We start from the raw sequence: 14,029 nt of genomic DNA on the forward strand, positions 1-14,029 counted from the left end.
ATTGGCTACTCCTGCCGGGTAACGCGGTTTAGCGGATAATCAGAAGGTTTCCCAATTATCGTGCTGAGTGGTGCGACTGCTTTCTGTGCCAGAGCGAGGTGTTGGGGTACTTTTAGGTGCCACGGATGCACCGACGTTTTTCTGTGCCGATTCTGCCTCTGCATCGGATAGGCGGAACACGGCGACGGCCTGTGCCAGTAAAATGGCTTGTTCAGCCAGTGAGTCGGCGGCGGCGGCAGACTCTTCCACCAGGGCCGCATTCTGCTGAGTGGTGCTGTCCATTTCAGAGATAGCCTGGCTAACCTGCGTGATACCACGGCTCTGCTCATCGGATGCTGAGGCAATTTCCGCCATAATATCGCGCACATGGGTCACTGAGCGGACAATATTCTCCATCGTTTGCCCGGCATTTTGCACCAACGTGGTTCCGGCATTTACCTGAGTCACTGACTCGCCAATCAAGCCTTCAATTTCTTTCGCCGCTTGTGCACTGCGTTGTGCCAAATTGCGAACTTCGCTGGCGACAACGGCAAAACCACGGCCTTGCTCGCCGGCGCGGGCGGCTTCAACCGCAGCATTCAAGGCCAAGATATTGGTCTGGAAAGCAATACTGTTAATGACTGAAGTAATCTCAGAGATACGTTTGGAGCTACCGGAGATATCGTTCATGGTGCGCACCACATCGTTAACCAGCTTACCGCCCTGTTGTGCGGTTTGTGATGCCTCGGTTGCCAGTTGATTAGCATGGTGGGCATTATCGGCATTCTGCTTAACCGTGGCATTCAACTGCTCCATGCTGGCAGCGGTTTCCTCTACAGCCGCAGCCTGCTGTTCGGTGCGGGAAGATAAATCGGTATTACCGGCAGCAATTTCGCCGGAGGCATGAGACACCTGACTGACACCAATGCGGATCTCATCAATCATGGCGCGCAGGTTTTCATTCATCCGGGCGACGGCATTCATCAACAGGCCCAACTCATCGGTACGGTTTGATGTTGTCGCCGCAGTTAAATCACCGGTAGCAATGCGCTCTGCCATCGCCAGTGTGGTGCGCAGTGGTACCGTGATCTGGCGGGTCATGCGCCATGAAATCAATAGACCAAACAGCAGTGCGGCAATGGCAGCAATAGTTAACTGCAATTGCGCATTATTGATTTCTGCGTGGGTCCCTTGCAGCTCTTGGGTGAACAGATGGGTGGCCAGTTTATTCAATTCGTTGGCATTCGACTCCATCACTTTACCGGTCTCCAGCTCTTGCTGATAAGCCGGTAAATAGGCCAGTACGTTATCTTTATAGGTACTCAGGCTGGAGATAACCGGAGCCAGCAGCTTTTGCTGTTCGGCCGATAGCACCGGCATAAAAGCATTTGCGGCACTATTAGCGATATTGATTGAGGTAATCAGCGAGGACTCTGCATCCTGGTTGCGATCCAGCAATAAGCCGCGTGCGTTGTAGCGTACGGTCATCAACTTCTGGTTCATCTCTGCTAGCAGGATTTGGGTATTGGTATCTGCCCCTTCATTAAGTAGGCTTTGTTGCAGCTCGTTGAGGTTCTTCTGGGTTTCAGAAATATTCCAGCTTTTGCGCACATCATCTTTATGGGCTACGGCATTGACGAAGTTACTCTGCTGCTGCAGATACTCCTCTACCACATCGGAAATACTGCTAATGGTTTTGCGGTTATCTGCCGACCAACTAAGACTTTCGCTCTGGGTCAGAAGATTTTTTATATTATTGATATGTTGAGAATTTTCTTTGATGTATTGCAGAGAGTAGGTACGTTCATATAATGCGCGATTATATTTTGCCTGATTGGATTCATCGTTAACTTTGTAACTCAGGTCAACTTTATAAGCATGATCTTCAATCACGGAGAAATGATAAGCGGTGGTACCGGCGATGATCCCGACCAGCAACAACATCAGGAAAAAGCTTAATCCCAGCTTTTTACCGACTTTCATATTTTCAAAGCTGCCAAAAACGTTGCTAAATACTGCCATGTTCTTCTCCGTTATGCGGTGTCTCTGATGCAAATCAATCAGCGTAGGTGAGTTTGGGGAGGTCTAGTTATTAGAAGATTTTGGGGAGTTGGTGGTATGTGGGGTAGCCTTGGCAAGAGTACTTATCCCAAACGATATACCCGTCATACTTCAAGTTGCATGTGCGTTGGCTGCCTTCCTGCAACTCGAATTATTTAGGGTATAGTTCATGAGCTTTATATCCATGAATACCAACGCCCTTCTTGGACAATCTATCGGCAGAAATTGGCTAAACTTTAGCAATAAAAATGCCAGCAAGATGACCTTGCTGGCATGTATCCTTCGGACTTGAAGCTACAGGGTTGTTAGCTGCAACTCCACGTTCTTTGGATATGCAACATACGGTTTATGCGGCTTATTTGGCTTGAGTGAAACGCGCTGCTGCTTCATCCCAGTTAACCACGTTCCAGAATGCTTTGATGTAGTCTGGGCGGCGGTTTTGGAATTTCAGATAGTAAGCGTGTTCCCACACATCCAGGCCAATAATTGGGAAGCCTGATGCGCCAGAAACTGCTTCGCCCATCAGTGGGCTATCTTGGTTAGCAGTAGATACAACCGCCAGCTTGCCGTCGTCTTTCAGAACCAGCCAAGCCCAGCCAGAACCGAAACGGGTTGCCGCAGCAGCTTCAAATTTCTCTTTGAAGCTATCTACGCTGCCGAAATCGCGCTCAATAGCGGCTTTCAGATCACCCTTCAGGGTTGTGTCCAGTTTCAGCCCTTTCCAGAACAGGCTGTGGTTAGCGTGGCCGCCGGCGTTGTTACGCATAAAAGTGCGTTTTTCAGCAGGAACTTTGTCCAGATCTTTGATCAGGTCTTCAACGCTGAATTTAGCCAGCTCAGGGAAGCTCTCCAACACCGTGTTTGCATTGTTAACATAGGTCTGGTGGTGTTTGGTGTGATGGATTTCCATCGTCTGCTTATCGAAGTGGGGTTCCAGGGCGTCATAAGCATAAGGCAGGGATGGCAGTGAGTAACTCATAATCATCGTCTCCGTAGTGTAGGGCGGCGCAAAAAAAGTAAGCGCCGCGTAAGCATTCGGATCATTATAGTTAATTAAATGATATTGAAAATGATTATCAATGCCGTACTAATTGTATGGTCTTTCTATTCGCTAATCCGCTGCGGATGGGTGTAAACCGTTGCTCTACCGGGTTTACTGAAGCCAACCAGCGTCAGATTACAGCGCTCGGCAACTTCAACCGCTAAGGTTGTTGCAGCAGAAACAGCAAATAAAATCTCTGCACCGCACATTGCGGTTTTCTGCACCATCTCATAGCTAGCACGGCTGGAAACCAGCACAGCACCTTGCTGCCACGGCTGTTTGGCCCGTATCCCCAGCAGCTTATCCAGTGCGACATGGCGGCCCACATCTTCACAACCACCCAACAATTCACCTTTCGGATTAATCCAGGCCGCAGCATGAGTGCAACCCGTCAACTGACCCACAGTTTGTACCTGCTTGAGTTGTGCCAGTGCGTTATCGAGTTGATTCAAATTAAAGGTCTGAGTGAAAAGCAGAGGGGTGATGGGGCGAAAAATATCATCAAGCTGTTCAATACCACAGACCCCACATCCGGTGCGGCCGGCCATAGCCCGGCGGCGCTCTTTTAAACCGGCAAAGCGACGGCTGGATAACTCAATGTTAACTTCTATGCCATTACAGCCTGGTGTCACATCAATGGCGTAGATATCTTGTGGGGCGCTAATAATGCCTTCTGACAACGAAAAACCTAGCGCGAATGCTGCCAGATCTTTCGGGGTTGCCATCATCACCACATGGGAAATGCCGTTGTAGACCAGCGCTACCGGCACTTCCTCCGCCAGCCAATCCAATTGCGGCTCGGCCATTTGATGGCGCTGTAGCACGTTAAGTTGTTTTGCACCGCAGATTCCGGTGGAGAGGTCAATTGTTGAAGGTTTGATCTGGCTCACTATGCGGCCCTGAAAGTTATAACCCATAATCACAATGTGGTAACATTCACATTAAGAATGGTATGGGTATAATTCTATTTCCAGAAGAATGTATCCCACACCGATAAAGGTGATATCGCGTAAGCGATTTTAGCGCTTCCGGTTTCGTTGAGGGAAGTGTGAACTGAAATAATGTGACAATGAACGAAGGAGAGACCCATGCAGGTCAGCAGAAGGCAGTTCTTTAAGATCTGCGCTGGCGGTATGGCAGGAACCACGGTCGCGGCACTCGGCTTTACGCCGTCAGTGGCGCTGGCGGAAACGCGCAATTACAAATTGCTGCGCGCCCGTGAGACGCGGAATACCTGTACATATTGCTCCGTTGGTTGCGGGCTTTTGATGTATAGCCTCGGTGACGGCGCAAAAAACGCCAAAGAGAGTATTTTCCATATCGAAGGGGACCCGGACCATCCGGTAAACCGTGGCGCGCTGTGCCCGAAAGGTGCAGGGCTGGTGGATTTTATCCATAGCGAAAGCCGCCTGAAATATCCTGAATACCGTGCTCCGGGTTCAGATAAATGGCAGCGAATCACTTGGAATGATGCATTTGACCGCATTGCCAAGCTGATGAAAGAAGACCGGGACGCTAACTTCATTAAGACCAACGACGCCGGTGTTACCGTCAACCGTTGGCTGAGTACCGGTATGCTGTGTGCCTCGGCATCCAGTAACGAAACGGGTTATCTGACCCAGAAATTTAGTCGCGCTCTCGGCATGCTTGCCGTAGACAACCAAGCACGTGTCTGACACGGACCAACGGTAGCAAGTCTTGCTCCAACATTTGGTCGCGGTGCGATGACCAACCACTGGGTTGACATCAAGAACGCAGACTTAATTATCGTCATGGGCGGTAATGCGGCAGAAGCGCATCCGGTGGGGTTCCGCTGGGCGATGGAAGCCAAAATCCACAACAATGCTAAGTTGCTGGTGATAGACCCACGCTTTACTCGTACTGCATCGGTGGCGGACTTCTATACGCCAATCCGCTCCGGTAGCGATATCGCGTTCCTATCCGGCGTGTTGTTGTATCTGATGACCAACAACAAAATTAACCGCGAATACGTCGAAGCTTATACCAACGCCAGCTTGCTGGTGCGGGAAGACTTTACCTTTGATGACGGCCTGTTCAGTGGCTATGACGCCGAAAATCGCAAATACGACAAAACCACCTGGAATTACCAGTTGGATGAAAACGGCTTTGCCAAACGCGATATCACGCTGCAAGACCCGCGCTGTGTGTGGAACTTGCTGAAAGAACACGTCAGCCGTTACACGCCAGAGGTGGTCTCCAATATTTGCGGTACGCCAAAAGAAGATTTCTTGCAGGTTTGCGAATATCTCGCCGAAACCAGTGTGTCCAATAAAACCGCCACATTCCTGTATGCGCTGGGCTGGACACAACACTCGGTTGGCGCGCAGAACATCCGTACCATGGCGATGATCCAGTTGTTACTGGGCAATATGGGCATGGCGGGGGGCGGTATTAACGCCTTGCGCGGTCACTCTAATATTCAGGGTTTAACTGACCTGGGTTTGCTGTCACAAAGCTTGCCGGGCTACCTGAATCTGCCGTCAGAAAAACAGCCGGATATTGACACTTATCTGAAGGCCAACACGCCGAAAACCCTGTTGCCGGGCCAGGTTAACTACTGGAGCAATTACCCGAAATTCTTCGTCAGTTTGATGAAAAGTTTCTACGGTGATAAAGCCCAGAAAGAGAACGGCTGGGGCTACGACTGGTTGCCGAAGTGGGATAAAGGCTATGACGTATTACAATATTTCGAGATGATGTCGCAGGGTAAAGTGAATGGCTATATTTGCCAGGGCTTTAACCCGGTCGCGTCGTTCCCGAACAAAAACAAAGTAGTAGCATCACTGTCGAAACTGAAATTCCTGGTAACTATTGACCCGCTCAATACTGAAACCGCGAATTTCTGGCAAAACCACGGTGAATTTAACGATGTCAGTCCATCGAAAATTCAAACCGAGGTGTTCCGCTTGCCATCCAGTTGTTTTGCTGAAGAAAACGGTTCAATTGTTAACTCCAGCCGCTGGCTGCAATGGCACTGGAAAGGTGCTGATTCACCGGGCGAAGCATTGAACGATGGTGCCATTTTGGCAGGTATCTTTAGTCGTCTGCGTGACATGTACCATCGGGACGGTGGTGCAGTGCCAGAACAGGTGCTCAATATGACCTGGGATTATCTGACGCCAGACAATCCAGAGCCAGAAGAAGTGGCACAGGAAAGCAATGGTAAAGCACTGGCTGATATCACCGATGCTGACGGCAAAGTGCTGGTCAAAAAAGGCGAGCAGCTCAGTACCTTCGCTCATCTGCGTGATGATGGTACTACCGCCAGTGGATGCTGGATCTTTGCCGGTAGTTGGACACCGGCCGGTAACCAGATGGCACGCCGTGATAACACTGACCCATCCGGCCTTGGCAATACACTGGGCTGGGCGTGGGCATGGCCGCTTAACCGCCGCATTCTATACAACCGTGCCTCTGCTGACCCACAAGGTAAACCGTGGGATCCGAAACGCCAGTTGCTGGAGTGGGATGGCACCAAATGGGGTGGCGTTGATATCCCAGATTACAGTGCCGCGGCACCGGGTAGCGATGTCGGGCCGTTTATCATGCAGCCAGAGGGCATGGGCCGCCTGTTTGCCATCGACAAAATGGCAGAAGGACCGTTCCCGGAACATTATGAGCCATTTGAAACGCCGTTGGGCACCAACCCGCTGCACCCGAATGTGATATCCAACCCGGCCGCGCGCGTGTTTAAAGACGATTTGGCCGCAATGGGTTCTCATGAGCAGTTCCCGTATGTCGGTACCACTTATCGTCTGACCGAGCATTTCCACTACTGGACTAAGCATGTGCTGCTCAATGCTATCGCACAGCCAGAACAGTTTGTGGAAATTGGCGAAAAACTGGCAGCGAAAAAGGGCATTAAGCAGGGCGATACCGTGAAAGTCAGTTCCAACCGTGGCTATATCAAAGCCAAGGCGGTGGTGACCAAACGTATTCGTACGCTGAATGTTCATGGGCAGGAAGTTGACACTATTGGTATCCCGATCCACTGGGGATACGAAGGGGTGGCGAAAAAAGGCTTCCTGGCCAATACCCTGACACCGTTTGTCGGTGATGCCAATACGCAAACGCCAGAGTTCAAGGCGTTTCTGGTCAACGTGGAAAAGGTGTAACGGAGAGAACCTATGTCACTGCAAACCCAAGACATTATACGGCGCTCCGGCACCAACTCCCTTACGCCGCCGCCACAGGATCGTAACCACCAGCAAGAGGTGGCCAAGCTTATCGACGTCACCACCTGTATCGGTTGTAAAGCCTGTCAGGTGGCGTGTTCGGAGTGGAATGATATCCGTGATGAAGTCGGTCATAACGTCGGGGTGTACGATAACCCCGCAGATCTGACCGCTAAATCATGGACGGTGATGCGTTTTTCTGAAGTTGAAGATGAAGAGAGCGGCAAGCTGGAGTGGCTGATCCGTAAGGATGGCTGCATGCATTGTGCTGACCCCGGCTGCCTGAAGGCATGTCCGTCGGAAGGGGCAATCATTCAGTATGCCAATGGTATCGTCGATTTCCAGTCAGAACACTGTATCGGCTGTGGTTACTGCATCGCCGGTTGCCCGTTCGATGTGCCGCGCATGAACAAAGATGACAACCGGGTGTATAAATGTACCTTGTGCGTCGATCGCGTTGGTGTTGGCCAGGAACCTGCCTGTGTGAAAACCTGCCCGACCGGAGCGATTCACTTTGGCACCAAAGAGTCGATGAAAGAAGTCGCTGCGGGCCGGGTTGCTGAGTTGAAAACTCGTGGCTTTGATAACGCAGGGTTATATGACCCCGCTGGCGTGGGGGGCACCCATGTGATGTATGTACTGCATCATGCGGATAAACCGCAGCTCTATCATGGTCTGCCGGAGAACCCGACCATCAGTCCGACAGTCACCTTCTGGAAGGGGATCTGGAAACCACTGGCAGCGGTGGGCTTCGCTGCAACCTTTGCGGCCAGTATCTTCCATTATGTGGGTGTCGGCCCGAACCGGGTTGAAGAAGAGGAGGACGAAGACGATAAGCCGGATTCAACATCTGCTGACACGTCATTGCCGCCACCGGAGCAGACCACCGCTGAGCACTCAGACGACGGGGAGACGCCCAAATGAAAAAAGAAAAACGCATCCAGCGCTACAGCGCGCCGGAGCGCATCAACCACTGGATAGTGGCCTTCTGCTTTATACTGGCCGCTATCAGTGGTTTGGGGTTCTTCTTCCCGTCATTTAACTGGCTGATGAATATTTTTGGTACGCCGCAGTTGGCACGCATCCTTCACCCCTTTGCCGGGGTGATTATGTTCGCCGCCTTCCTGATCATGTTTTTCCGTTACTGGAAACATAATCTGATCAATAAGGAAGACCTGGAATGGGCTAAAAATATCCATAAAATCGCCATGAATGAGGAAGTCGGCGACACGGGGCGCTATAATTTCGGTCAGAAGTGCGTATTCTGGGCTGCTATTATCAGTCTGGTGTTGTTGTTGGCCAGTGGTGTTGTTATCTGGCGGCCTTATTTTGCGCCTTCCTTCCCGATCCCGCTGATTCGCCTGGCACTGCTGGTGCATTCGCTGGCGGCGGTCGGGTTAATTATCGTGATTATGGTGCACGTTTATGCTGCCCTGTGGGTGAAGGGCACCATTACCGCGATGGTAGAAGGCTGGGTACCGGCGGCGTGGGCGAAAAAGCACCATCCGCGCTGGTACCGTGAGGTTAACGCCAAAAGTCAGCGTCAGAAAAAACAGGAAGAGAAACCCTGATGAGTATTCGCATTGTCCCTAAAGATCAACTAGGAAAACAAAGCGAAAAAGGCACAACGGCGGGGAATATCCCGCCGTTACTTTTCGCGAATTTAAAAAGCCTGTATACCCGGCGCACTGAACGTTTACAGCAACTTGCGCTGGATAACCCGTTGTCCGATTATCTGGATTTTGCGGCTAAAATTACCCAAGCGCAGCAAAAAGCGCTGCATGACTATCCGCTGGTGTTGGATATGCAGGCGGTGTTGGAGCAATCCGCGGCCAGCGGTAAACCGCCTTTGGATCTGAGTGTCTTTCCTCGAACTGAACATTGGCGCAAGCTCCTGTCAGCACTGATTGCTGAACTGCGCCCTGATGCTCCTGATCACATTGTGGCCGTATTGGATAATCTGGATAAGGCGTCGGTACATGAGTTGGAATTGTATGCCGATGCACTGTTAAACCGCGAGTTTGCCCAAATCGGCAGTGAAAAAGCGCCATTCATCTGGGCGGCTTTATCGTTGTATTGGGCGCAGATGGCCAGCCAGATCCCCGGTAAGGCGCGAGCTGAATATGGTGAACATCGCCAGTTCTGCCCAGTCTGCGGCAGTATTCCGGTATCCAGCGTGGTGCATATCGGTACCCAAAACGGTTTACGTTATCTGCACTGCAACTTGTGTGAAAGCGAGTGGCATGTGGTCCGAATCAAATGCAGTAACTGTGAACAGACCCGTGATTTGAATTACTGGTCACTGGACAGTGAACTGGCGGCAGTAAAAGCGGAAAGTTGTGGTGATTGCGGCACTTACCTGAAAATTCTCTATCAGGAAAAAGACCCGCAAGTAGAAGCGGTCGCTGATGATCTGGCCTCGCTTATCCTTGATGCTAAGATGGAAGGTGAAGGATTCGCCCGCAGCAGTATCAATCCCTTTGTGTTTCCAGGGGAATAGGTTTCCGGGTCACAAAATAGAAGTATAGTTTGTATGGTTATTATACAATGGCCGCGCTCACATGTGATGGCCATTGTAACTACTGTTGGTTTTATCGGCAGGCGCTACTCCATCATCCGAGCGATACGCTAACTTAAATAAGGATATTTATTGTATGTTGAAGATAGTCGCAAAACTGACGGTAGTAATGGTGTTGGTAGGTGGTTTGGCCGCGTGTGATAACAGTAAGGAGAGCAAGGAAAGCACCAACAATGCCGCCCCTGCATCGACCCCTGCTACAACACCCGCGCCCGCTCCGGTAGCCTCTACACCCGCAGTAACTCCGCCAGCAGCAACCACGCCAGCCGCTAAACTTTCCGCTGACCAGCAGCAGGTTAGTCTATTTGATGGTAAGGTTACCTTTGTATTACCAACATCATTTGTTGACCAAACTAAATTGGCGGGTGACGTAAACAATGAGCAAAATCAAACGTTGTTATTGATTGATGCTGCCGGTAAACAAATGGCCGTCACTGCGGTGACTAACCCGCCGGGCGTTGAATTGCTTGATACCAGTGATTTGTCTCTTGATGCGTTAAACAAAGGGTTATTGCAGGGGTTCAGTGCTCAGTACCAGAATATTAAACAAACCGGACAAAAAGACATCACCGTTGATGGCCATAAGTTCCGCCTGTTTGATACCAAGCAAAAAATACAAAATTCGCCGATGGTAGCGACTACAATCTTTACTGTGTTAGATAAGAAAGTGGTATTTATTCAGATGGTCTCTGCCGCTGAAAAAACCAAGCAACACCAAACGTTAGTGAATGGCGTGGTTGATTCTATCGCGCTACACTAATTACTCAGACCGAGCGCCGTACCATTATTATGGCGCTCTTTCGACCTTATTACCTGAGTGAGTATGAGCGCAGAACCCCATCAGTTATACAGTCAGTTACCCGCAATAGATCGCCTGCTACGCGAGCCAGATGTTGCCCCTTTAGTGGCTGAATATGGCCCTGTTTTATTGACCGATATTTTGCGTCAAATGCAGGTTGAGGCTCGTGAATATATCCGCCAATTTCATTCACTGGCTGATTGGTGCAGTGACTGGCCAACAGCATTAAAGCAGCGTTTACATAGCCGCCAATCCGCGTTAAAACCCGTCTTTAACCTTTCCGGTACCGTATTGCATACCAACTTGGGCCGTGCCCCATTGGCTGAATCAGCTATTGCTGCGGTGAATGATGCGATGCGTGGCGCGGTAACACTGGAATACTCTCTGAGTGGTGCCGGGCGTGGCCATCGTGACCGGGCTATCGCCGATTTGCTGTGTGAGCTGACCGGTGCGGAAGATGCTTGTATCGTGAATAACAATGCTGCTGCGGTATTTCTCATGCTGACGGTAATGGCGGCGGGGAAACAGGTAGTGGTTTCTCGCGGTGAGCTGGTGGAGATTGGTGGTGCTTTTCGTATCCCGGATGTGATGCGACAGGCGGGGTGTGAATTGGTCGAAGTGGGTACCACTAATCGCACGCACCTTAAAGATTACCGCCAAGCCATAAATGAACACACTGGCCTGCTGATGAAAGTGCATACCAGCAATTACAGTATTGAAGGTTTCACCGCCTCGGTTGCCGAAGCGCAACTCGCAACATTAGGCCATGAATTCTCCATCCCGACCGCCACCGATCTGGGCAGCGGTTCGTTGGTGGATATGACCCGCTATGGTTTGCCAGCAGAACCAATGCCACAGCAATTGATTGCAGCGGGTATCGATTTAGTCACCTTTTCGGGCGATAAACTGCTGGGTGGCCCACAGGCCGGGATTATTCTTGGCAAAAAACAGTGGATTGAGCAGCTACAGCAGCACCCACTTAAGCGGGTGTTACGCGCCGATAAAATGACGCTGGCCGCACTGGACGCCACCTTGCGTCTCTATCAGCAGCCAGACCGGTTGACAGAGTTGCTGCCAACCATGAGGTTACTCACCCGGCCAACACAGGTTATCGCCGAGAGTGCACAACGGGTATTGGGTGCCCTAACCGCTCGTTATGGCACCGATTTCACGCTGGCGGCAGAACCTTGCTGGTCGCAGATCGGTAGCGGTTCGCTACCGGTAGACCGTCTGGCCAGTTGGGCGGTAACGTTCGCACCAAAAGAGGGGCGCGGAAGTGCTCTGGAAGCCCTAACAGCGCGTTGGCGCGGTTTGGCTAAGCCGGTTATTGGCCGCGTGGCTGATGGGCGTTTGTGGCTCGATTTGCGTTGCCTGGAGGATGAGGCGGCGTTGCTCAGGGAATTGGCTCGATGATTATTGTAACAGCAGGCCATGTCGATCATGGCAAAACGACACTCTTACAGGCCATCACCGGGGTGAATGCGGATCGCCTGCCGGAAGAAAAACAGCGCGGCATGACCATTGATCTGGGTTATGCCTATTGGCCCCAGTCCGATGGCAGCGTTATGGGGTTTATCGATGTCCCCGGCCATGAGAAGTTTTTAGCCAATATGTTGGCGGGCGTGGGCGGCATTGACCATGCTTTGCTGGTGGTAGCCTGTGATGATGGTGTCATGGCACAAACCCGCGAGCATCTGGCGATTTTGCGCCTCAGCGGTCGCCCCACGTTGACCGTGGCACTGACCAAAGCTGATCGGGTTGATGATGAGCGTATCGAACAGGCTCGCCAGCAGGTGCTGGCAGAGCTGGCGGCACAGGGCTGGCAAGCAGAGCAAGTCACTTTGTTCGTGACGGCGGCGGCGACCGAGCGTGGCATTAACGAATTACGTGAACATCTGGCGCAATACCACCAACAAAATGCACAGCACAGCCGGTTACAGCGGCGCTTTCGTCTGGCTATCGATCGTGCATTCAGTGTGAAAGGGGCTGGCTTGGTGGTAACGGGCACGGCGTTGGCAGGTCAGGTGGAACTCGGTGATACCTTATGGCTCACCGGCGGCGACTGTCCGGTGCGGGTGCGTGGTATCCATGCCCAAAATCAAAATACATCACAGGCGCAAGCTGGCCAGCGTATCGCCCTGAATATCAGTGGCGATATCAGCAAACAACAGATCAACCGCGGTGACTGGCTATTAACGCAACAGCCGCCGCAGGCCACGGAGCGGGTACTTGTCATTGTGGATGCTGATACACCGATCCAACATTGGCAACCTTTACATCTGCATCATGCCGCCAGCCATATTACCGGGCGTTTTTCGCTGCTGACCAATCCACAACCTACCGACGAGAACCCCCAGCCGATACTTGCTGAACTGTTGTTGGATAATCCGCTATCTTTGGCTGAAAACGATCGTCTTATTTTGCGTGACATTGCGGCGAAGAAGACCTTGGGCGGTGCACGGGTGATTCATCTGACCGCTCCTAAACGCGGCAAACGGCAACCTGCGTATTTATCTTGGTTAACTGCGCTGGCCCAGGCAACCTCCGACCGTGAAGTGCTGGATTTACATCTGGCTCAAGGGCCGATTTCTTTGTCTGACTTCAGTTGGGCACGCCAGCTAACTGAACGTGATATGGCGGACTTACTGGCGCAGACCGATAGCGTTGTCGCCGGTGATATCGCACTCTCGCGCCCTCATGCTCAGCAAGGGCAACAAACCTTATTACATGTCCTGTGCCTGTATCATCAACAGCATGGTGATCAGTTAGGATTAGGGCGGGCGCGCTTGCGGCGTATGGCGTTGCCAACGCTGGATGAAGGGCTGGTATTCCGTTTGATTGATGATCTGCTGGCTGAAGGGGCGCTAAAGAATACCCGTGGCTGGCTACATCTGCCAGCTCATGGCCTGGCATTTACTGCCGAGGAGCAGGTTCAGTGGCAGCAGGTCGCATCCTATTTTGCCGATGACCCTTGGTGGGTGCGCGATTTGGCGGCACAGATGCAGATTGAAGAAGGTGAGATGCGCACACTATTGCGCAAAGCGGCACAACTGGGCTATATCACAGCAATTGTTCCTGATCGCTACTATCGCAGCCAGCGTATTGAGCAATTCGCTGATTTGGTACGTGAGCTGGATGCCAGCCAGGGCAGCGCCTGTGCCTCAGATTTCCGCGATAGACTGGGTGTTGGCCGCAAACTGGCGATTCAAATTCTTGAATTCTTTGACCGCAGCGGATTTACCCGCCGCCGAGGTAACGACCATTTGTTGCGTGACAGTGGGCTATTTCTTAATACATCTCCTAATGTGTAATTTTTACGATATCCAGCGCATGAGATGTATTAATTGTTGGGTGCTGCTTTTGGCGCTAACCTA

Annotated in this window: 10 protein-coding genes; 7 read left to right on the forward strand and 3 right to left on the reverse strand. The window is 51.5% G+C overall.

The window, feature by feature from the left end:
• Positions 1 to 39 precede the first annotated feature (39 nt).
• The 3 genes from V1953_RS00210 to fdhD form a co-directional block, all read right to left on the reverse strand.
• A complete protein-coding gene (locus V1953_RS00210; protein ID WP_083161467.1) occupies positions 40 to 2,001 on the reverse strand; it encodes a methyl-accepting chemotaxis protein in 1,962 nt (653 codons plus the stop codon).
• A gap of 394 nt (positions 2,002 to 2,395) precedes the next feature.
• On the reverse strand, positions 2,396 to 3,019 hold the full coding sequence (sodA, locus tag V1953_RS00215; RefSeq protein WP_050311298.1) for a superoxide dismutase [Mn]: 624 nt from the start codon (positions 3,017 to 3,019) through the stop codon (positions 2,396 to 2,398).
• Between the two features lie 125 nt (positions 3,020 to 3,144).
• Complete coding sequence (gene fdhD / locus V1953_RS00220; RefSeq protein ID WP_442850540.1) at positions 3,145 to 3,999, reverse strand: formate dehydrogenase accessory sulfurtransferase FdhD; 855 nt, start codon at positions 3,997 to 3,999, stop codon at positions 3,145 to 3,147.
• A gap of 171 nt (positions 4,000 to 4,170) precedes the next feature.
• Here fdhD and fdnG point away from each other — a divergent pair, with 171 nt between their 5' ends.
• From fdnG to selB, 7 genes are all read left to right on the forward strand, one after another.
• Positions 4,171 to 7,218: a formate dehydrogenase-N subunit alpha gene (gene fdnG, locus V1953_RS00225; protein ID WP_442850541.1), complete on the forward strand. Its 3,048-nt coding sequence runs from the start codon at positions 4,171 to 4,173 to the stop codon at positions 7,216 to 7,218.
• 12 nt (positions 7,219 to 7,230) lie between these two features.
• Positions 7,231 to 8,202, forward strand: coding sequence for a formate dehydrogenase subunit beta (gene fdxH / locus V1953_RS00230; protein WP_372568442.1), 972 nt, complete (start codon positions 7,231 to 7,233; stop codon positions 8,200 to 8,202).
• On the forward strand, positions 8,199 to 8,849 hold the full coding sequence (fdoI, locus tag V1953_RS00235) for a formate dehydrogenase cytochrome b556 subunit (protein WP_083161461.1): 651 nt from the start codon (positions 8,199 to 8,201) through the stop codon (positions 8,847 to 8,849). The genes fdxH and fdoI overlap by 4 nt, the downstream gene beginning before the upstream one ends.
• A complete protein-coding gene (gene fdhE / locus V1953_RS00240) occupies positions 8,849 to 9,778 on the forward strand; it encodes a formate dehydrogenase accessory protein FdhE (RefSeq protein ID WP_442850542.1) in 930 nt (309 codons plus the stop codon). The genes fdoI and fdhE overlap by 1 nt, the downstream gene beginning before the upstream one ends.
• 154 nt (positions 9,779 to 9,932) lie before the next feature.
• Positions 9,933 to 10,616: a hypothetical protein gene (locus tag V1953_RS00245; RefSeq protein ID WP_372560229.1), complete on the forward strand. Its 684-nt coding sequence runs from the start codon at positions 9,933 to 9,935 to the stop codon at positions 10,614 to 10,616.
• Positions 10,617 to 10,679: 63 nt separating this feature from the next.
• Complete coding sequence (selA, locus tag V1953_RS00250; protein WP_083161455.1) at positions 10,680 to 12,068, forward strand: L-seryl-tRNA(Sec) selenium transferase; 1,389 nt, start codon at positions 10,680 to 10,682, stop codon at positions 12,066 to 12,068.
• On the forward strand, positions 12,065 to 13,966 hold the full coding sequence (gene selB, locus V1953_RS00255; protein WP_442850543.1) for a selenocysteine-specific translation elongation factor: 1,902 nt from the start codon (positions 12,065 to 12,067) through the stop codon (positions 13,964 to 13,966). The genes selA and selB overlap by 4 nt, the downstream gene beginning before the upstream one ends.
• Positions 13,967 to 14,029 lie beyond the last annotated feature (63 nt).

The organism is Yersinia sp. 2541 StPb PI, assembly GCF_052217145.1.
GTDB classification, from domain to species: Bacteria; Pseudomonadota; Gammaproteobacteria; order Enterobacterales; family Enterobacteriaceae; genus Yersinia; species Yersinia enterocolitica_E.

Coding starts and splice junctions, on each gene's coding strand:
- fdxH (WP_372568442.1), top strand. CDS start 7,231: ATGTCACTGCAAACCCAAGACATTATACGGCGCTCCGGCACCAACTCC.
- fdhE (WP_442850542.1), top strand. CDS start 8,849: ATGAGTATTCGCATTGTCCCTAAAGATCAACTAGGAAAACAAAGCGAA.
- selB (WP_442850543.1), top strand. CDS start 12,065: ATGATTATTGTAACAGCAGGCCATGTCGATCATGGCAAAACGACACTC.
- sodA (WP_050311298.1), bottom strand. CDS start 3,019: ATGAGTTACTCACTGCCATCCCTGCCTTATGCTTATGACGCCCTGGAA.
- selA (WP_083161455.1), top strand. CDS start 10,680: ATGAGCGCAGAACCCCATCAGTTATACAGTCAGTTACCCGCAATAGAT.
- fdhD (WP_442850540.1), bottom strand. CDS start 3,999: ATGGGTTATAACTTTCAGGGCCGCATAGTGAGCCAGATCAAACCTTCA.
- V1953_RS00210 (WP_083161467.1), bottom strand. CDS start 2,001: ATGGCAGTATTTAGCAACGTTTTTGGCAGCTTTGAAAATATGAAAGTC.
- fdoI (WP_083161461.1), top strand. CDS start 8,199: ATGAAAAAAGAAAAACGCATCCAGCGCTACAGCGCGCCGGAGCGCATC.
- V1953_RS00245 (WP_372560229.1), top strand. CDS start 9,933: ATGTTGAAGATAGTCGCAAAACTGACGGTAGTAATGGTGTTGGTAGGT.